Here is a 19,128-nt window from a genome sequence, read left to right as displayed (position 1 = left end):
GGTGGGAATGGATATGAAAGAGGAGATTAAAAGAGGATGGGGAAAATACATACTCTTTGTTTTTGTTTTGGTAGTAGCCTATCATTCTTTTACTTTATGTAAAGTGGAAGGGAAATCGATGCAACCGACTTTATATGAAGAAGACTACGTATTTGTAAATAAAGCAGCAGTATATTTTTCTAATTTAGAGCACGGAGAAATTGTCATAATAAAGGAAGAGGATGAGTCGAAATATTATGTGAAACGAGTAATAGGACTTCCTGGTGACGTAATTAACATAACGAATGGATTAGTATATGTGAATGATAAAAAGCAAGAAGAACCGTATACAAATAAAGATTTATTCAATAATACGCAAGTGTTTTATAATTTTCAAAAGACAAAAATCCCGCCAAATAAGTTATTTGTAATGGGAGACAATCGTGAACTTAGTAGAGATAGTCGAAATGGCTTAGGGTATATTGCAGAAGATAATATAATAGGCAAAGTGGAATTTGTATATTATCCTTTTTCAAAAATGAAGATCATAGAATAAGTGGGGTTATACAAAACCCCACTTATTCAAGTTTCAATTTATCTTCTTTAAATAACCTTTTGGATTAAATGCAATGAAAGACGGTAGTTACATATATGCATATGATAAGAAAGGAAATGAGATTAGTAAAATAGATGGCCAAAGTATGATGAGTAACGCAAAGGATGAAAAGGGGTATTACTTTTCTCATATTGAAAGAGTAAATAAAACGATGTGAAGGAGATAACTTAAATCATGGCATTCAAAAGTGAGGAAGAACTAAATGAAGCTATCGAAGAAGCTAAAGCAAGTCTAGCGATAGAGGGTAGGATTATTACAAAAGAAATGGAAAAGGTTATTAAAGCGAAGGTAACAGGAAAGATAACGTATGAGCAATTTATCGCATTAGCTGATGCGATTGCAAGACGTGAACGTACGTAACAATCTAGAAGCCACCACAAAATTTTTAAAAATAAACGGGGGAAAAGAGATGGTAGATCCATCTCTTTTTATTTCCATATGCTCCATGATTAACTGCGAATCGCCTTAATCATAAAACGATGTTGCTTCACATCAAAATAACCTTTTTGTAAGATGATTTCATGTATACGATATAATTCCTCATAGTAACCTTCGACAGTAAAATCAGGGATTTGCCACGGAATCGCTTTTAAATAATAGACGATAGCGCCAATGTCATAAAAGCGTTGAAAAGGGAACTCTTCTTTTTCTTCTAAAATAGTAACTCCATTTTGCTTTAATTCAATGCATGCTGCTTCGAGCGACCAACTTGCAAATTCGCTATTTAGCGGTGCGTTAAACTGCTCATTAAGTTCCGCGCAATCAAGGCCGCCAACTTGTTGGGTAAGAAATGTTCCATTTGTAGAAAGTATTCTTTTTACTTCAGAAGCAGCATATGATTCATGTTGATTTATGATTAAAGCAAACTGACCATCTTGAAATGGTAAAGCAGTATCATCGATCACTTCTACAACTGTAACCCCTAGAGGCTCTAATTTCTTCCGAGCAATTGATACATTCGGAGCATAGCCCTCAGTAGCATAAATAGTTGACGGGAACGGTTGTAACATAGATAAAAACTCTCCGCCGCCAGTACCCATATCTACCATTGATTCTGCACGCTGCATAAGCTGGAAAGCGGTGCTACTGTACGACCACGATAAAGGCTCGCTCTTCATTCGACCCGTTTCTGAAATGAAAGAGAAATCCCAACCGCTAAAATTTGTATTAGCACCTTTTAATAAAGTTAAAAATAATGGATCACGTTTCATAATTATATCCTCCTATTTTGTAAGTAAATGATATGATGAGAAAAGAAAAAAGGAGGACCTCTTATTAAAGTGGAACGGTTTTACGTTTCATGTTCAAATAAATTCAAATAAATTCGCTCCTTGTGAGAATGGTTATTTATATATTCGGGATAATCGAGTAGAAATCCTTCGAAATGATAAGGAAAGGCAGTTGTTTAATGAAAAATTGGATGGAGTTTACAGACAAAGAGTACGACCAAATATGGGATAGGGTATATAGTGATTTTGAGTTTTCACCAAGTGGTTCTATATTCCCATCATTTAAGGTGCCAAGTCCTTTTGTGACATATGATATTTCTCATTACTTTGGAGAGTCGGTACAGTTAAATGTATATGATAATCTGGAAAGTAAAGCGCTACAAGCTTTTCAAGAAATTACAGCATCGAATGAATATATCATGGCATTGGATTGGCAACATGAGTGTTATTGGGTGAATCCACATTTAGAGTTTGAAAAAAATGAATTTGATGAGTGGATTATACCAGTATTTCCGAATGGAGATTACTACTTCTTTATTCAGAAGGACTTTAAGTGGGGGTATTTAGGCCACCCTTGGGAGAAGAGTATAACGATATTTGGAAAAGAATTAATAGAGAGTTTTGAACAAAGTAAGCCAGAAATGTTTCAAAATATATTAAGGCAGGGATAGTGTTTTAAAGAGAAAAAACGCTTATACTTCATTTTTGAAGCATAAGCGTTTTTGTTTAAAATACTTAAAAACAAAAATCTTTTGGTAAAGTGCCATTTTTTATCATCGTTCTTAACCCATGTTTCATAATCCAAGGGTTAACAGGATGGTTATTATTGAGCAATTCTCGTAACCATTTAAAAACGAGTTCATTATCTTCTTTCGTAATATCATTAATGTGATTGGCTACAGATTTTTGAACATACTTAGAAGGGTCATTCATTAATGGCTCCAGAAGCTTTAAATTATTTCTGAAGTCACCTTTCAGAGCTCCCATTTTTTTAGCCCAAGGAAGTCTTGGTCTTGTACCTTCGGAAACTAATCTCCTAATGTGGCTGTTTTCGTCACGTAACCACTGTTGCAATATGTCCAAGGTTTCTTCATGGTATTTTTCAAGGTAAGGACGAATGGCATATTCAGCAGTATTCCTTTTTGTTATTTCATACATTGCGTTGAATGAGGTTTCAAAATCATTAAGTCCATATTTTTCAACGTATTTTGCGATAGGCATATACATATAACCCTTTGTAAATATACCTATTTCTGTTGTATTTTCAGGTCCCAATGTTTTCAGTAATATATGGATTGCTTCATTAAAATCTCTTTGTAATGCAGTATGTAATTCATCTGCTATTACTTCAATCCGCTGCTTTAACTCTAAATTTTCAACTTTACATGTTACGGAATCTACAAAGAGCCTTTTAGAGAAATTAGGATCATGTTTACATATAGAATCAGCCATTTTTTCTGCCAATTCTTCATTAAATAAAAATTTTAACGGAACATATTTACCCATTTTTTCACCTCATTGGTCAGCTAAAACAATTTTTATTTTTTAATCGACAACCCATAAACCAACGTCTCACTCGGAGTCGTAATACTAAAACCAGTCGTTTTATAATCAAGTTTCACCGTATTACCAGTGTAGTCTTTCGTAAATGAATCCATTTGTACAATAAAATCAGCATCTTCATATACAACGTCATCTGTATTATTTGTATCCCAAATTAAATCGACATCAACGAAAATACTACAAGAGTTTGTCATTGTCCCTCTAATGCGAATGACTTTTTTGTCTTCACGTTCTAATCTATGTATAGCAGCTTTTGCTTCATCAGTAATGCGAATGTTCATGGTATCACAACCTTTATGTATATTTCCTTTATTATTGCAAAAACAGGAGCAATAGGGAAGTAAAGAGGTTTATAACAAAAAACGAGCAAACAAATTTGTTTGCTCGTTTCACTTTATTTTAATTCACATTTATCAAGTGGAATCACTTTCGTTTTCTTCGTAAATTTATATCCTAACCATAGTACTAAGAAGAGTGGTAAACCGATGTAAGAAACGAGTACACCGTTCCAATCGATTGCTTCGCCCATAAATGCGCCGTAGTTTTGACCTAAAATTACGATAACACAAAGTGCAAATGCAAAGATTGGACCGAATGGGAACCATTTTGCTCTATATGGTAAGTCTTTTAAATCTTTTCCTTGTGCGATATATGCTTTACGGAAACGGTAATGACTAATTGCAATTCCGACCCATGCGATAAAGCCAGACATTCCAGATGCGTTTAATAACCAAATGTATACAACGCCGTCACCGAATAAAGAAGCAATGAAAGCGATACTACCGACAATTGACGTTACGATTAATGCGTTAACAGGTACACCGCGGCTATCTAATTTACCAAGAAACTTCGGTGCTTTTCCTTGGCGAGCTAAATCCCAAAGCATACGAGTTGATGCATACATACCAGAGTTACCAGCAGACAGTACTGCCGTTAAAATAACAGCGTTCATAACGGAAGCAGCAAAGGCAACGCCCGCTTTTTCAAAAATAAGTGTAAATGGACTTACTGTTACATCACTTGCAGCAAGGCTTTCAGTCGTATAAGGAATTAATAAACCGATAACGAGAATCGCAAGGATGTAGAATAAAAGAATACGCCAAAATATAGAACGAATTGCTTTCGGAATATTACGCTCTGGATCAGCTGTTTCACCAGCAGCAACTCCTAACAATTCAGTTCCTTGGAAGGAGAACCCAGCAGCCATAAATACACCGATAATTGCCATAATGCCGCCGTTAAATGGTGCATCTGCAACAGTGAAGTTTTTAAAGCCAACAGATTCGCCGCCCATAATTCCAAAAATCATCATAAAGCCAACAATTAAAAAGATAATAATAGTAACTACTTTAATAAGTGCGAACCAATATTCAGATTCACCAAACCCTTTAACAGATAAATAGTTTAAAAGGAAAATAATAGCTAAACATAATCCGCTCCAAATGAGAGAAGGGGTATCTGGGAACCAAAATTTCATAATTAATGTTACAGCTGCGAGTTCAGCAGCAATTGTAATGGCCCAGTTATACCAATAGTTCCATCCAAGTGCAAAGCCAAGGGATGGATCAACAAATTTTGTTGCATATGTGCTAAAAGATCCGGTAACAGGCATGTAAGCAGCGAGTTCAGCTAAGCTTGTCATTAAAAAGTAAACCATAATTCCAATTGCGGCGTATGCGACTAGTGCACCGCCAGGACCAGCTGAATGGATGACACCACCGCTGGCAAGAAATAGTCCGGTACCAATTGTACCACCGAGAGAAATCATCGTAAGGTGCCTTGATTTTAAACTACGTTTTAATTCACCTTTTCCATTTGTAGTTTGCGTTTCAGAGGTAGTTTGATTCGTTGCGCTATTCATGTTCAACACTCCTTTTCTTGTAAGATAGGAAGGAACGGGGGAGAAAAATACAAAAACCGCCAAAGGAATTTGGCGGAACGTTTCACAAATAACCACCCCATCATACCCTTCCGTTAAGATAGCACCCCACGTTTACACGGTAATTTTGTAAACGTGACAGTTCTGTTCCTTTCGGAGACAGCCCCAGCTCATATTTCCAGAGATGAAATATAAACTTCGGCAACTTTTCCTTTCAAACGGAGTCGGTGACATTCTCTGTGTCTCGTCCGTATTACTTTTAAAAGTCGCAACCTCTACCTCATCGGATAGATGAGGATTTGATATATTGCTAAGATTTTTAATATATGGCAATTGTAATGACTTTCTGAATATATTGCAAGATATTTTGTTAGGAAAAGTCAAAAAATATCGGTTATTGTATAGGAAACGCTTGCGAAACTCCACCCGAACCTACTGTTATGTAACAAAAAAAACAAAGAAACAAATTGTTATACAAATGTTTCGCAAAAAATAATAAAAAACCCTTTAAAAATAAAAGAAAATTCAGAAGATATAATTCGACATTCATGATAAGGTCATATTTTTTGTTATAATTAGAGTAACGTTTAAGCAAAAAAGGGGAAATTAACTTGAAATTAGAAACAGAAAGGCTCTATATAGTGCCGTGTACAGAAGAGCGTATGCAAGTTGTTAACGAGCAAGGATATAATAGTGGTCCACATATTGTAGGGCATGTAGAAAATGTAAAAAAAGATAAGGATGTATTACCTTGGGGGGCGTGGTATGTCATTCGAAAAGAAGATGACATCGCTCTAGGTGATATAGGGTTTAAAGGGAAACCAAATGAGGAACATACAGTAGAAATTGGTTACGGATTTATTGAGAAATATTGGAATAAAGGATATGCGACAGAAGCTGTAAGAGAATTAATAAATTGGGCTTTTCAAACAGGAGAGGTAGAAACGATTATTGCAGAGACACTTCTTGAAAATAATAGCTCGATTCGCGTATTAGAGAAATTACATATGAAGAGAATGGGCACTACAGAAACAATGATGAATTGGAAAATAGAAAAATAAACAATACCGCTTGGAGTATATCCGGCGGTATTGTTATCGTTATGGTAGCATTTGTTTTTGATCATTTGGATATCCGGCTGTTGATGCGTTAGAACGATTGGAATGATTACGAACAGCAATGAAAATAGAAATAATAATGATAAGACCAACTGCCACGTAAGAAAGGGAAATAATAGTTGGATCCACTTTAAATGTAGTTAGCAGTGTACGAATGTTTGTAAAGATAATAAGGCCACCAACTAATACGCCAAGTAAATGTGCTGGAACGATGCGTACTAGCCATGCAGCGATTGGTGCCGCAACGATACCACCGAGCATGAGAGAAAATACCCAAACCCAACTTACTTGTTCCCAGCCAAGTGAAATGAAAAATCCAATTGTTGCAGCGAGTGAAACAGGAAACTCACTCGTATCTACAGATCCGATAACTTTTCTAGCTTCATTTCCTCGTGCCAAAAGCACAGGTGTTGTAATCGGGCCCCAGCCGCCGCCACCAGTTGAATCAACGAATCCAGCGAATAAGCCAAGCGGAACAAGCTGTTTAGCAGACATACGTTTTTTTGAAGTGACAATTTGTTTTTGAATAAGGAATCGTAATAAAATATAAACCCCTAAAGTAAATAAAAATACGGAAATGTACGGTTTAATTACATCACCAGGTAAATTGCTTAAAAAACATGCCCCAATAAATGCGCCAATTGCACCTGGTAATGTAAGCCTGGAAACGGTATATTTATCAACATTTCCAAATTTGATGTGAGATGCACCAGAAGCGGCGGTTGTAACGACTTCAGCTAAATGAACAGATGCGGAAGCTACAGCCGGTGCGATACCAAACATTAGTAAAAGCGAGGTAGATGTTACCCCATACGCCATTCCAAGTGCCCCATCAATCAATTGAGCGAAAAATCCAATAATAGCAAAGACAATTAATTTCTGCATAAATAATCCCCCTGTAATAATAAATGAAAAAGGCACTTTTCCCATATGAGAAAAGTGCCTTTGGTTTTTCCAATCAGCAATAATTAAATTTGTTTCATTATAATACATATTAATCGTATAAATCAACTAGGTTTTAAAGTTTTTTAAATTGAATGAAAGAAAAATAAAATATACAATAAAAGGATGGAGAGAAAGGGGAGAAAGACATGTTACGATTTGATCATCTCGTACACGCAGTACATGGTACACCGGAGGAAGCGGCAAAACAAATGCAAGAGCGTGGATTTCATACTGCAATAGGCGGAGAACATACGACTTGGGGTACTTGGAATAGTTTATGTTATTTTGATTTATCATATATCGAATTTTTAGCAGTGCAGCATGAAGAAAAAGCGAAAGAAGCAGACAATCCATTAGTACAAGAAACAGTGGTGAAGTTACAAGACGGAGAAGGAATGCTACAAATCGCAATTCGAACAGATGCAATTGAAGAACTAGCAGTTAAGTTTAGTAAACACGGATTACATACGATAGGGCCATTTGAAGGGAAACGAATGAGGAAAGATGGCCGCCTTTTAGAATGGAAAATGTTATTTGTAAAGCAAGAAGAGAACAGACCGAAATTACCCTTCTTTATACAGTGGAATGAAACGGACGAAGCAAGAAGAAACGATTTACGTAACATAGGAACAATCACTGAACATAAAAACAAAGTACAACAAATTGAAACGATTCATTACGCAGTGAAAAATGTTCGAGAAACAGTGAGGAAATGGAAAGAAGTAATGGAGCTAACTGCAAGCTCAGTTGTGAAAAATGAAGAATGGAATGCGGAGTGTCAAAGCGTATCGTTTGGTGACATTCATGTACAGTTTTGTGAACCAATTGGAGAAGGGCTAGTACTAGAACATTTGAATCATCATGGCGAATATCCTTTTGCGGCGGAGTTTAAAGGGGAAAATAAACGAGAGCATGAAGTGTTAGGTAGTTTGTACATATATTGATAGAGGTGAACGTTGTGAAGGAAATTCTTAGAGAGATAGAGAGAAAACTAGAATGGCCTCGTATTGTAAAGTGTACAGCTATTTCAAAAGGTTTTTCACATGAAGAGAAATATAAAATAGAATTAGAAAACAGAGTAACATATTTTGTGAAAGTATGTGATGCTGTTCATTTTGAACGTAAACAAGAAGAATATACGTATATGAAACAATTGGAGTCATTACATATTCCAACGCCTAGATTAATTCATTTCATAAAGCTTGAGGAATTAAATAAATGTATTCAAGTATTTGAATGGATCCAAGGTGTAAATGGTGAAGAAGGTTTAGAGAAGCTATCCGTGGAAGAACAGTATCATGCAGGAAGAAAAGCAGGAGAAGTATTAAAGAGAATCCACTCAATAGAAAGAGAAAGTGCAAGTAATAAATGGGAAACGTTTCGATGGAATAAATACGAAAGATACGTTGAAGCGTTAGCAGATTATGAGGTGAACTTTCTGGATTTGAAGCCTGTATTAACCTTTGTAGGGGAACATAAACAATTATTGGAAAATCGCCCTATTACCTTTTTACACGATGACTTCCATCCAGCAAATAGTATGATCCATAATAAGGAATTTATCGTTATCGATTTTGGTGGATATGATTTTGGCGATCCAATACACGATTTCTATAACGTAGCGATTTTTACTACAAGAATAAGCAAACCATTTGCGGTGGGACAAGTTCACGGTTATTGCGGAGGCGAACCATCGCTTCATTTTTGGAAACTGTATTCATTATATGCAGCAATGACATTCCCAGCGGATATCGTATGGACAAACCGAAGCACGCCACATTTAGTGGATGATATGAAGGAAAGATTGAACGGCATTTTAGAAGATCATAATCATTTTTCATCCTATATTCCAAAATGGTATCAATCACAACATGCGGATATAATAAATAATAAGTAATGGAGGGATTCATTTGGATAAAATAGCTGTAATTTCAGATATACATGGTAATATTCCGGCATTAGAATCTGTACTGCAAGATATTAAAGTAAGAGGAATCAAGCGCATCATTTGTCTTGGAGATCTAGTCGGAAAAGGTCCGCATTCTAGCGAAGTGATTGAAATCATTCGTAAGGAATGTGAAGGAGTTGTAATGGGGAACTGGGATGATTTCATTACAAAACCGACTGAATTTGAGGCGTTAAAATGGCATCAAAAACAATTGTTGGAAGAACAAAATGACTATTTAAGAAGCTTACCATTTTCAATCGAATTTTTTATGAGCGGCAAACTAATTCGTATGTTCCACGCTTCACCGAGAAGTTTATATGAAAGAATTCAACCACACGCTTCAAGAGAAGAGCGTATTAGTATGTTCGAAAACAGTGAGCTCACAGAGAATATAGAAGGAGAAAGAAAACCAGATGTCGTTTGCTACGGTGACGTTCACCAAGCATTCGTTCAAAATTTCAGAGGAAAAACGTTATGTAATGCTGGTAGCGTTGGAAACCCGCTTGAAATTACACAAGCTTCCTATTTAATATTCGAAGGAACATACAATGAAAAAGAAGCCGCGAGCTTTTCCATTCAACTCGTACGTGTACCATATGATATTGAATTAGCTATCAGGCTAGCAGAAGAACTCGATATGCCAGAAATTGAAGCATACAAACAAGAATTACGGACTGCATTGTATCGAGGGTTTAAGGGAAAGTAAGCCAATCATCATATATCAACGATTTTTTCGATATATCGACTTACCGACAAATAGTGACATGTAATGTTAATTGTAATAATATTATGTAAACTAATTGTAGGAGGAAATATCATGAACCGAAAACAACGAATCAAAGAAATTGCAGATCATATTTTAAAATTAAATGTAACTCATCCAACAAGAGTTGGAGTAAGTGGTATTACAGCTTCAGGAAAAACAACATTTGCAAACGAGCTAGCGGAAGAAATAAAAGAACGAGGAGTACGAGTAACACGCGCCAGCATTGACGATTTTCATAATCCGAGAGCAATTCGATACGCGCAAGGAAAAGAGTCTGCAAGAGGGTATTACGAAGATGCACACGATTATACAGCTTTCAAAGAAAGATTATTAAAGCCTTTAGGACCTAATGGGAATTTACAATATGAAACGATTTCTCATAACTTAATAACGGATATGCCTGTACATAATGAGCCGTTAATGGCTCAATCCAATATGGTACTAATAGTAGATGGGACGTTTCTATTGAAAAAAGACGTAGAGCATTTATTTGACTATAAAATTTTCTTAGATACAGATTTTGAGATTGCGAGAAAACGTGGTGCAAAGCGGGAAACAGAAGCTTTTGGAAGTTATGAAGAAGCAGAAAAGATGTTTTTGAACAGGTATCATGCGGCTTGTAAAATGTATCTAGACGAGCATAATCCGAAAGAGTATGCGGATGTTGTCTTTCAGAATAGTAATTTTCATGATCCCGTAGTTGTATTTAAAGGAATTTAAAATCGTTTATATAACAAAAAATCGTGAAAGGAGATACTTTGGATGGATAAAAAAGATAACCCGAACGATTGGCCTGTATGGGCGAATGAGTCAGTAAAGATAGTTAATGCAAATCCTGATTGGCAAAATAAAGGCCGATGTGAAGAGCAGAAACTATATGAACTGCTTGCTCCTCTCGGTATAAGCAAAGTAATACATATAGGAAGTACATCCATACCTGATTTACCTGCAAAACCTATCATTGATTTAATGGCTGAAATAGACTCATTTGATAGAGTACTACATATTTCAGCGAAATTGGCCATGTATAATTGGCATTATGTAAGCCCAGAATTAGATGAAAGACCTTGGAGAAGGTTCTTTGTGAAAGTTAAGAATAATAGGCGTGTAGCGCACCTGCATTTGATGGTTAAAGGAAGTGAGCGATGGGAGCAACAACTTTTATTTCGTAACCGCTTACGAGAAAATCCACAATTAGTTTATGAGTATTCAAATCTTAAACAAGATTTAGCTAAAAGATTTAACCAAGATAGAGAAGCCTATACAAAAGCTAAAACAGAGTTTATTAAACAAGTTCTAAAATGATTTAATTTTTGATTGTAAATACGTTTGAATATAAAAGAAAAAACATACTTTGTTTTATAACTTAAACTGATATGAAATGTATGTAAAAAAAGTGAGAGACTGCGATGTTCTAATGTATTTCCTTTTATTTATCAGGATAAATTATATATAATTGAATCAAGTTCATAGGAAGATAGGTACTAAAACGATTTTAAAAATTGACTTGATTTTATGAAAAAATTAAAGGGAATAAGGCGAAAATATGTTAATAAAGTACAAAGGGGACAAGAAATATAATGAATGAAGTACTAGAACTAAAAGAAGAACTACTACAAATTAAAAATAATAATTATGCTGTACCAGAAGACGTAGATGCATATCCATATGCGCAGTGGATGCTAGATTATATCGGTTCACCTGATGCTGAATTACGTGATGATTTAATTTATAGTACGCTTCACACATGGATTACAAATGATGTATTTAGACAAAAAGAATTACGAGGGTTAATGTTACAAGCAATTAGTCCTGATTATTTATTTTATAAAATTGGTGAAAAGGGAACAGACTCTGTATTTAAACGTGCATTCTCCGTATTAATTCCGCCACTTATTTTATCTGTCCATGAAAGAGAACCACTGTTATCTGAAGAACAACTGTACAGTGTGGCAGAACAAGTACTGGAATATGTATATTTAGAAGAAGATGTAAGAGGTTACGTAGAAGGAAAAGGATGGGCACATTCTACAGCACACGCTGCTGATGCACTCGATGCTTTAGCACGTACTATACAAAATCGTGAGTTTTCATATGCAATATTAGCTGCTGTTCGCCAGAAGGTTCGCTTACATGACTACGTATATATCCACTTTGAAGATGAGAGATTAGTAGCGCCAATTATGTCGTTACGTAACCAAAATCTTTTAACTGAAGAAGAGTGGAGCAACTGGCTACATAGCATAGCAACGGTTGAAGATATCCGACATCCGCAGCATGCTATTTTAGTACAAAATATTAGAACTTTCCTAAGAAGTTTTTATTTCAGAGTTTTAGAGACAGAAGGTAGTACAGCCTTTACAGATGATATATTGGAGACTTTGAAGGGTTTGCGTAGGTATTAAAAAAGAGGAATATAAGAAAAGAATAAGAGTAAAAAACCGATTATAATTGTAGGCCCTCTACAAAAATAATCGGTTTTTTAGTTGAATTTAAATTTTAGACTTAACTATACATGAGTGTATTAAATATGTAATTGTGGATGCTCTTCATATAAACTATTCACATACTGTTTTAAATTCTTGATGAACAATAAAATATCTTGACTAGGCATTCTAGCATGTTGAAGATGAAACGTGTTTCCTTTCCCAATTTCGAATTCATCTGAAGTCAAAGTAATAGGGAGATTTCTAAAGACATGCCATGGGAAATATAAGTGTACAAAGGTTTCTCTAAAATATATACCTGATTGACAAATTAATACTCCATCAGATCCTTTCCCCATATTCCCAAGGACAGATGTATCTAAAAAAGCAATGATTTGTTCTTCTTTTGGAACGATAAATCGTGCCTCAATTGCTTTTAACTTTTTGTCTGAAATATGAGTGTCTACAAATAATCCGTTATCAGGTTCTAATAATTCATTGTACGTTTCAAATAATGAGCAAATTGATTTTATCTTATCCATTTTTATAATTGGATGTATATCATGTTGTTTTGAATTTCGGAATGAATTCGTAAGAGTTATAAGTAATTCTTTAAATAACAGTGGGGGGTAATCACTCCCGTTAATATTGAAGCTTTTTTGTGCATCAAAAGATAAGAAAGCATCTTTATCAATTTCAATTTGTTGCACTTCATTTAATTGTTCCCATTTCAAATTTTCTTTACCTAATAACCAATTTTTACAGTATAAACCCGAACTCGTAAAGTAAACACCATACTTGCCTGATCCAAATAAATTACAACTTAAAAAAGCAATAATTCGATCATCCGTTGGTATAGAAAAACGTTTTTGGGCAATTGATAAGAAATCTTTAGGGATTCTAGTAACATAAAACCTAGATTGCTGATACTCTAAACAAATATCAGTTAAACGATTAATATCTATATTCATCTTAACCATTCTCCATTTCAAATTTCGTTTCGATATAATAAATTATAAAGTTGTTAGGAAAATATTAACACTTAAATTTAGCTTAAAATAAAAAGGGAAGGAACTATAAATAGATTTGTATTAGGTTACAAAGAATGATCTGTATTCTTTAATTGGAGTAGTGAAGTCTTATTAAGTTAGTAAAAAATACATAAAACCAACACCTCCCAACCATACTAATAAAATGTGTTGGAGGTGAATGTTATGGACGAAAAAGACTTTGAAAAAGTTTATAATGAGTACTTACATCAAGGAGAAGAGCAAGCTCAATTGGAAGTAGACCATGAAGTCAATTCAGGAGCAGAACAAATTGTTGCTGTTCGTAAAAATGATGATGGGGATTTAATAGCTTTTAAAACAAGTAGCGGGAGAGAGTTAGATTATATGACTGCTCTTAGTGAAGCGAAATCAGGGAAGTTAGCTCATGTGGACGTATTTCATAAGTATGGTAGAGATATTATACGTAGTGAACCGGATGGAATAAAAGAAAATAACTTAGATAATTTACCTTCATTTTAAACGGGTAAACCTCAAGAAGAGAATGTTCATTTGGATATTCTCTTCTTTTTTTGCGAAGTTTTCCTTGCAAATAGAATGTTCATTTTTAAAGTGCAATCATACTTTTAAAGAGCGCTCGAAACTTCTCTTTATCTTCTGCTGTAAATGGTTTCGGTCCCTTTGTACGCTTGCCGCTTTTTCGAACCATTGCACTTAAATATCGTGTTTGTAATAGTTGGTCAATGTTTTCATTCGTATACTTATAGCCTTTATGGTGCAGTACGATACAACCTTTTGCTAAAGCGAGCGAAGCAAGACCGTAATCTTGCGTTACGATTAAATCTTCTTTTTTTGCTAACTGCATTATGCGGTAATCCGCAGCATCTGCTCCAGAATCAACATAAATTGTTTCCACGCCTTTTGGTTGCTGAGCATTAGAATAATGAGAAAAGCTAGTAACGAGGGTTACAGGGATTTCTACATTTGTAGCTTCTAAAATAATCACATCTTTTACAGGACAAGCATCTGCATCAACGTAAATTTTCATTTTTATCACTCCTATAACTAGGTTCGTGTTGATAATAATGGTAGATTTTTCTTTTGTCAAACGAAAAAGCTTTATGTAAAGTCATTTTCCACAAACTAAAATAGCCTCACGCAAACGAGAAATACCTTCCTCAATTTGATCAATATTTACTTTTCCATAGGATAAACGAATATAACCATCTTTCGCACCGAAAATACTACCTGGCATAAAGGCGATTTCTTGTTTTAAACTTTGCATAATGAGTTGTTTTTCGTTTATCGGTTCTTTTAGTTTTCCCCATATGTATATACCGCCGGTCGGGTTTGAAAAAGAGATTTTATCGTGAAGTTGCTCATTTAGGGCGCGAACGATAACGTCTCTTTTTTCTGCTAGTTGTTTTCGTAACGGTACGATATGAGACTGAAATGGTACAGTTTCGAAAAATTGTTGCATAAGCCACTGCGGGAAAATACTCATACCTAATTCCATTTGGTGTCTTGCGTCGGATAATCTTTCTACGACAGACTGCGGGGCGACAAGCCAGCCGACTCGTAAGCCTGGTGCAATCATTTTTGATAAGGAATGTACATAAATGACAGTTCCGTTTTCATCAATCGATTTTAAAGTAGGGCAAGGTTGTTTCTTTTCTAGCGTAAGTAAACTAGACGGATCATCTTCCACAATCGCAATTCGTAAATCTGCGCAAAGTGATAACAGTTTTTTCCTACGGTTTGGATGAAGCATCGTTCCCGTAGGATTTTGGAAGTTTGGATTTAAAAAGATCATTTTAATACGATGCTTTCTATATAATTCTTGCACATCGTCTGGATTAATACCGTGTTCATCGACAGGTAACGGGAAAATACGAATACCTGCTGATTGGAATAACGGTAAGGAATAACAGTGTGAAGGACTTTCAAAAGCGACTGCATCACCGGGATTTAATAAACATTGTACGATAAGGTGAAGTGCTTGCTGTGCGCCAGATGTAATCATAATGGATTGCTCAGTCGCTTCAACTTTTAAATATTCCTTCATATATTTTACGACCGCTTGTCTTAGCGGGAGATAGCCTTGCGGATGATCGTAACTTAATGAATGTGTTAACGGCTGTTCTCGTAAAATCGTTTGTAGTTGATCGTGAGGATAGAGGTTACAACCGAGCTCGCCGTTTGCGAAATCAATGATGTTTTCATTTTGTTGTACTTCCGCACGAATATGGCGAAGTAACGGTAAGTTTGGTAAAAAAGTACCACCTTCTACGAAATTTCTCCAGTTCGGCGTTAATGTTGGAGAGACGCCCCACATATGTGTACTTACACGTGTCCCTTTACCGGTCGTACTTTCTACAATCCCCATAGCGCGTAGTTCATTATAAGCAGTCGTTACCGTACTTCGGTTTACATTTAACTGCGTAGCTAATTTCCGTTCGGAAGGTAGGAAGCTACCAGGTGGAAGTTCTCCGTATGTAATACGTTTCTCAATAAAGTCAACAACTTGCTGATAAATAGGAATTTTACTGTCGTTATCTAGCTTCCATTCCATACAAACACCTCCGCATCTCTTATATACAATTAAGTATAACAAATTGGCTGGGTAAAAAAACAGCCAATTGGACGGTGTTATATCCAGCCAATTTTACTATGCTAAATATGGAAGGGGAGATTCGGATGAAAAGATGGCAAATGGAATGGCTCCTAGTATCAGTAGCGTTAGTATGGGGAGCAAATTATACAATAGGAAAGTATGGCGTGGCATATATGTCATCCATTCAATTTAATAGTTTACGATTTTTAGTAGCATCACCGGTATTATTACTTATTACATTTTTAATGGAACGCTCATTACGTATTGAAAGAAAAGATTGGTTACGATTAGTAGCAGTTGGTATCGTTGGAACGGCAATGTATCAAACGATGTTTATGCTATCTGTAAAATATACTTCAGCAACGAACGCCTCATTATTAATTGCAATGTCACCTATTTTTACAGGGATATTAGCAGTATTGCACAAACAAGAACGTTTTTCGATGAAAGTACAAATTGGTTCAATAGTAGCGTTTATTGGTGCAGCATTCGTTTTATTAACAGGACATTCAGGAGGAGCTACTTATGAGTATGCGTGGCTCGGAAATGTAATTGGATTAGTCGCAGCAATTGCGTGGGGATGGTATCCAATTTTAGCGCAACCTCTTATTACAAAATACTCCGCAATGAGAGTCACATCATGGTCTACTTTAATTGGAATTGTACCGCTAGTTATATACTGTTTATTCAACGTAAATTCTTTAACGTGGCCAGTAGATACGCCAAGCTGGGGATCACTAGCATATTCAATCATCTTTGCGACCATCTTCGGACTAGCAATGTGGTATGTCGGTATTAGTAAAATAGGCTCAACGAAAGTAATGGTTTATATGTATCTCGTACCATTATTCGCAGTAATCTTTGCGGCAGTAACAATTGGAGAGCAAATTAATATGATGCAACTCGTTGGAGGGCTTATAATCTTCATCGGCTTATATGTTGTAAAAAAAGGCGGAATCAAAAAGCCTGCTCTCAATTTGAAAAAAGTCAGTTAACAGTAAAAATGATCTCTTTCATATAGAAGGAGATCATTTTTGTTTTCGTAATAAAAGCGCTTGTTCAACGGCCCATTTTTGATGATCGTGAAGGAGAAAATCTACAGCAAGTAATGGAGACATCCACCGTAAAACATGATCATCCTCACAGTTTTCAGTTTGTTTCTGCACCATGTTCGCAATATAAAAGAACCCATCGTTTAAATAATATGTTTCTTCCTTTTCCGCATAAAAATATCGTGCTGTATTACCGATATATTGATCAATTTCAATTACCCATCCTAATTCCTCTAGTAGTTCACGGTGCAAACATGCATCTTTTGTTTCATCACCTTCCATACCGCCACCAGGTAAAAAGTAACGGTCTCCTTTTTGGATAACAGCAACCTTTGAAGAAGATGAATGGAAAATAATCGCATAACAACTAGGTCTTAATACATAATGAACAGTAGATTTTTTTTGAGCCAAACGTGAGTTTTGAAATCATAAAACACGACCTTTCTCTATAAAATACATAAAAGGAATATTAAGGTAAACGAAGAATGATATAAGTATAATCTTAATAGATTGGAGTGGTAACAACATGATAAATCGAAAATGTTCAAGATGTAAAGAAATAACAGGTGCATTGCATGGGGGTAAAAAAATAAAGGAAGAATTTTTGTGTGAAGATTGTCTGCAAAAAGGAATTGCGAACAGGGAAATCGAATTATCAGAAGTGGAGAAAGAACAAACTTCGTATCTTTCTATAAAAATATTAAAAATAATGAGTGTGATTTATTTAATAGGATCAATTTTAATGGCTTTTTCTGCTGGATCGCTTATACATAATCCAGGATTTGGGGAAGTATCAATTTCAGGATCAGGTGCAGTTGGTGTTATTATTATTGGATCCATATTCCAGTCTGTTCTTGTATTTTGCGGGATTTGGGTATTCATTCTATTAGTAGAAACCGTAATTAAAATATATGAAAAAATGAAGTGAGTGAGAGGGAGAAACATATGCAAGTAAGAAACATCCAAGGGGAAGATTATGTAAAGATTCATTCTGTTTTAAATGATTGGTGGGGCGGGAGAGATATGGCTGCTATGTTGCCAAAACTGTTCTTCGTTCATTTTCAAGAAACGAGTTTTATCATTGAAGAAGATGGCGAAACGTTAGGTTTCTTATGCGGATTCTTTTCACAAACATATAAAGATGAAGCATACGTTCATTTTATCGGTGTAAATCCGAAGTATAGAAGAAGAGGAATCGCATCGACATTGTATTCTTATTTCTTTGATGTTGCTCGTGCAAATAATCGTAAAGTTGTAAAAGCAATTACGTCACCAATTAACAAAAAGTCGATACAGTTTCATAAAGAAATCGGTTTTCGAATTGAGGCCGGGGATGATGAGATAGAGGGTGTATCGGTACATACAAATTATGATGGGAACGGCGGTAGTAGAGTTTTATTTTTGAAAAATGTGTAAAAGTAGGGGGTGTTGAACAGAATTTTCGTAAAATCATCTTATCAAAAAGGGGATCTATATGAATTTTGAAAGAGATAGATATTTTTTAGAGATGGCATTAGAAGAAGCTGAAAAGGCATTAAAAGAAAATACGTATCCAGTAGGAGCAGTAATTGTTGATGAAAATAATAAGGTCATTGCAAGAGGAAGAAATAGAGTACATTCTCAAAAAGATATAACAGCTCATGCAGAGATAGATGCTATTCGTAATGCAGGACAAGCGATGTTTAATGCAAAAATAAAAAATGAGAGGTTTACTATTTATAGCACGTTGGAACCATGCCCAATGTGTACAGGTGGTATTTTATTTGCAAAAATACAGAGAGTGGTCTGGTTGCTAAATGATGACTTAGGATTTGGTGGATATAAAAAAATAAAAAACGCTTCAGTTTTCGAAGGGAAATTTAATAGAATCGAAATGGTGGAAGAACCGTTTGTAGATTTAAAAATGAGACAAATAGAACTTATGAGACAATGGGAGTTAAACCCAAACAATATTATTAACTTGCGTAGGGCTATAAAAAGATAGTG

General features: G+C 35.3%; 24 protein-coding genes, 1 pseudogene and 1 riboswitch. Of the genes and pseudogenes, 16 read left to right on the top strand and 9 right to left on the bottom strand.

The window, feature by feature from the left end; genetic code table 11:
* Window positions 1-13 precede the first annotated feature (13 nt).
* The 3 genes from lepB to F8162_RS03230 all read left to right on the top strand — a co-directional run bounded on the left by lepB (window position 14) and on the right by F8162_RS03230 (window position 955).
* Entirely contained in the window at window positions 14-535 is a 522-nt protein-coding gene (lepB, locus tag F8162_RS03235; protein WP_151634959.1) for a signal peptidase I, read from the top strand.
* A 73-nt stretch (window positions 536-608) separates the two neighbouring features.
* Complete coding sequence (locus F8162_RS28640; RefSeq protein WP_192797598.1) at window positions 609-752, top strand: hypothetical protein; 144 nt, start codon at window positions 609-611, stop codon at window positions 750-752.
* A gap of 17 nt (window positions 753-769) precedes the next feature.
* The gene (locus F8162_RS03230) at window positions 770-955 is read left to right on the top strand and encodes a hypothetical protein (RefSeq protein ID WP_151634961.1); all 186 of its coding nucleotides are present in this window, start codon (window positions 770-772) and stop codon (window positions 953-955) included.
* Between the two features lie 89 nt (window positions 956-1,044).
* Here F8162_RS03230 and F8162_RS03225 read toward each other — a convergent pair whose 3' ends face one another.
* Window positions 1,045-1,806, bottom strand: a complete 762-nt coding sequence (locus F8162_RS03225) for a class I SAM-dependent methyltransferase (protein ID WP_151634963.1) — start codon at window positions 1,804-1,806, stop codon at window positions 1,045-1,047.
* A gap of 197 nt (window positions 1,807-2,003) precedes the next feature.
* Here F8162_RS03225 and F8162_RS03220 point away from each other — a divergent pair, with 197 nt between their 5' ends.
* The gene (locus F8162_RS03220; RefSeq protein ID WP_151634965.1) at window positions 2,004-2,495 is read left to right on the top strand and encodes a DUF2716 domain-containing protein; all 492 of its coding nucleotides are present in this window, start codon (window positions 2,004-2,006) and stop codon (window positions 2,493-2,495) included.
* 64 nt (window positions 2,496-2,559) lie between these two features.
* Here F8162_RS03220 and F8162_RS03215 read toward each other — a convergent pair whose 3' ends face one another.
* The 3 genes from F8162_RS03215 to F8162_RS03205 all read right to left on the bottom strand — a co-directional run bounded on the left by F8162_RS03215 (window position 2,560) and on the right by F8162_RS03205 (window position 5,248).
* Window positions 2,560-3,330: a DNA alkylation repair protein gene (locus F8162_RS03215; protein WP_151634967.1), complete on the bottom strand. Its 771-nt coding sequence runs from the start codon at window positions 3,328-3,330 to the stop codon at window positions 2,560-2,562.
* 32 nt (window positions 3,331-3,362) lie between these two features.
* Window positions 3,363-3,668, bottom strand: coding sequence for an iron-sulfur cluster biosynthesis family protein (locus F8162_RS03210; protein WP_151634969.1), 306 nt, complete (start codon window positions 3,666-3,668; stop codon window positions 3,363-3,365).
* A 113-nt stretch (window positions 3,669-3,781) separates the two neighbouring features.
* A complete protein-coding gene (locus F8162_RS03205) occupies window positions 3,782-5,248 on the bottom strand; it encodes an amino acid permease (protein ID WP_151634971.1) in 1,467 nt (488 codons plus the stop codon).
* Between the two features lie 111 nt (window positions 5,249-5,359).
* A riboswitch (Lysine riboswitch) is annotated at window positions 5,360-5,552 on the bottom strand.
* A gap of 325 nt (window positions 5,553-5,877) precedes the next feature.
* Here F8162_RS03205 and F8162_RS03200 point away from each other — a divergent pair.
* Window positions 5,878-6,327 (top strand): GNAT family N-acetyltransferase, encoded by a 450-nt coding sequence (locus tag F8162_RS03200; protein ID WP_151634973.1) that lies wholly within the window; start codon window positions 5,878-5,880, stop codon window positions 6,325-6,327.
* 39 nt (window positions 6,328-6,366) lie between these two features.
* On the opposite strand, the gene F8162_RS03195 is transcribed toward F8162_RS03200, so the two are convergent.
* Window positions 6,367-7,377, bottom strand: coding sequence for a sulfite exporter TauE/SafE family protein (locus tag F8162_RS03195; RefSeq protein ID WP_151634975.1), 1,011 nt, complete (start codon window positions 7,375-7,377; stop codon window positions 6,367-6,369).
* Window positions 7,378-7,475: 98 nt separating this feature from the next.
* Between F8162_RS03195 and F8162_RS03190 the strand changes: the two genes are divergently transcribed.
* The 6 genes from F8162_RS03190 (at window position 7,476) to F8162_RS03165 (ending at window position 12,448) form a co-directional block, all read left to right on the top strand.
* Complete coding sequence (locus tag F8162_RS03190; protein ID WP_151634977.1) at window positions 7,476-8,273, top strand: VOC family protein; 798 nt, start codon at window positions 7,476-7,478, stop codon at window positions 8,271-8,273.
* Between the two features lie 14 nt (window positions 8,274-8,287).
* Complete coding sequence (locus tag F8162_RS03185; RefSeq protein WP_151634979.1) at window positions 8,288-9,226, top strand: aminoglycoside phosphotransferase family protein; 939 nt, start codon at window positions 8,288-8,290, stop codon at window positions 9,224-9,226.
* A 13-nt stretch (window positions 9,227-9,239) separates the two neighbouring features.
* Window positions 9,240-9,983 (top strand): metallophosphoesterase family protein, encoded by a 744-nt coding sequence (locus F8162_RS03180; protein WP_151634981.1) that lies wholly within the window; start codon window positions 9,240-9,242, stop codon window positions 9,981-9,983.
* A 111-nt stretch (window positions 9,984-10,094) separates the two neighbouring features.
* The gene (locus F8162_RS03175; RefSeq protein ID WP_151634983.1) at window positions 10,095-10,763 is read left to right on the top strand and encodes an AAA family ATPase; all 669 of its coding nucleotides are present in this window, start codon (window positions 10,095-10,097) and stop codon (window positions 10,761-10,763) included.
* 42 nt (window positions 10,764-10,805) lie between these two features.
* Entirely contained in the window at window positions 10,806-11,348 is a 543-nt protein-coding gene (locus tag F8162_RS03170; RefSeq protein WP_151634985.1) for a GrpB family protein, read from the top strand.
* A gap of 275 nt (window positions 11,349-11,623) precedes the next feature.
* Entirely contained in the window at window positions 11,624-12,448 is an 825-nt protein-coding gene (locus F8162_RS03165) for a DUF2785 domain-containing protein (protein ID WP_098721187.1), read from the top strand.
* Window positions 12,449-12,567: 119 nt separating this feature from the next.
* Here F8162_RS03165 and F8162_RS03160 read toward each other — a convergent pair whose 3' ends face one another.
* Window positions 12,568-13,440, bottom strand: a complete 873-nt coding sequence (locus F8162_RS03160) for a hypothetical protein (RefSeq protein WP_151634987.1) — start codon at window positions 13,438-13,440, stop codon at window positions 12,568-12,570.
* A gap of 243 nt (window positions 13,441-13,683) precedes the next feature.
* On the opposite strand from F8162_RS03160, the gene F8162_RS03155 reads away from it, so the two are divergent.
* On the top strand, window positions 13,684-13,998 hold the full coding sequence (locus F8162_RS03155; protein ID WP_151634989.1) for a DUF3892 domain-containing protein: 315 nt from the start codon (window positions 13,684-13,686) through the stop codon (window positions 13,996-13,998).
* An 85-nt stretch (window positions 13,999-14,083) separates the two neighbouring features.
* Here F8162_RS03155 and F8162_RS03150 read toward each other — a convergent pair whose 3' ends face one another.
* Together F8162_RS03150 and F8162_RS03145 are read right to left on the bottom strand one after the other, a co-directional pair.
* A complete protein-coding gene (locus tag F8162_RS03150; protein WP_151634991.1) occupies window positions 14,084-14,524 on the bottom strand; it encodes a YaiI/YqxD family protein in 441 nt (146 codons plus the stop codon).
* Window positions 14,525-14,605: 81 nt separating this feature from the next.
* Window positions 14,606-16,048 carry a PLP-dependent aminotransferase family protein gene (locus tag F8162_RS03145; RefSeq protein WP_088068858.1) on the bottom strand — a complete coding sequence of 481 codons (1,443 nt, stop codon included), beginning with the start codon at window positions 16,046-16,048 and terminating at the stop codon, window positions 14,606-14,608.
* Between the two features lie 125 nt (window positions 16,049-16,173).
* On the opposite strand from F8162_RS03145, the gene F8162_RS03140 reads away from it, so the two are divergent.
* Window positions 16,174-17,085, top strand: coding sequence for a DMT family transporter (locus F8162_RS03140; protein WP_151634993.1), 912 nt, complete (start codon window positions 16,174-16,176; stop codon window positions 17,083-17,085).
* Between the two features lie 33 nt (window positions 17,086-17,118).
* Here the strand turns inward: F8162_RS03140 and F8162_RS03135 are convergent.
* Window positions 17,119-17,572 (bottom strand): annotated as a pseudogene (locus tag F8162_RS03135) (NUDIX hydrolase).
* Window positions 17,573-17,668: 96 nt separating this feature from the next.
* Here F8162_RS03135 and F8162_RS03130 point away from each other — a divergent pair.
* From F8162_RS03130 to F8162_RS03120, 3 genes are read left to right on the top strand one after another with little or no spacing between them, the layout of a single operon-like run.
* Window positions 17,669-18,070 carry a DUF3980 domain-containing protein gene (locus tag F8162_RS03130; protein ID WP_151634995.1) on the top strand — a complete coding sequence of 134 codons (402 nt, stop codon included), beginning with the start codon at window positions 17,669-17,671 and terminating at the stop codon, window positions 18,068-18,070.
* A gap of 17 nt (window positions 18,071-18,087) precedes the next feature.
* Window positions 18,088-18,558: a GNAT family N-acetyltransferase gene (locus F8162_RS03125; RefSeq protein WP_151634997.1), complete on the top strand. Its 471-nt coding sequence runs from the start codon at window positions 18,088-18,090 to the stop codon at window positions 18,556-18,558.
* A gap of 58 nt (window positions 18,559-18,616) precedes the next feature.
* On the top strand, window positions 18,617-19,126 hold the full coding sequence (locus F8162_RS03120) for a nucleoside deaminase (RefSeq protein ID WP_151634999.1): 510 nt from the start codon (window positions 18,617-18,619) through the stop codon (window positions 19,124-19,126).
* Window positions 19,127-19,128 lie beyond the last annotated feature (2 nt).

The organism is Bacillus sp. CH140a_4T (assembly GCF_008923725.1).
Lineage (GTDB): Bacteria > Bacillota > Bacilli > Bacillales > Bacillaceae_G > Bacillus_A.
The sequence above is the reverse complement of the archived record's forward strand: the minus strand, read 5'-3'. Positions and strand labels throughout refer to the sequence as shown.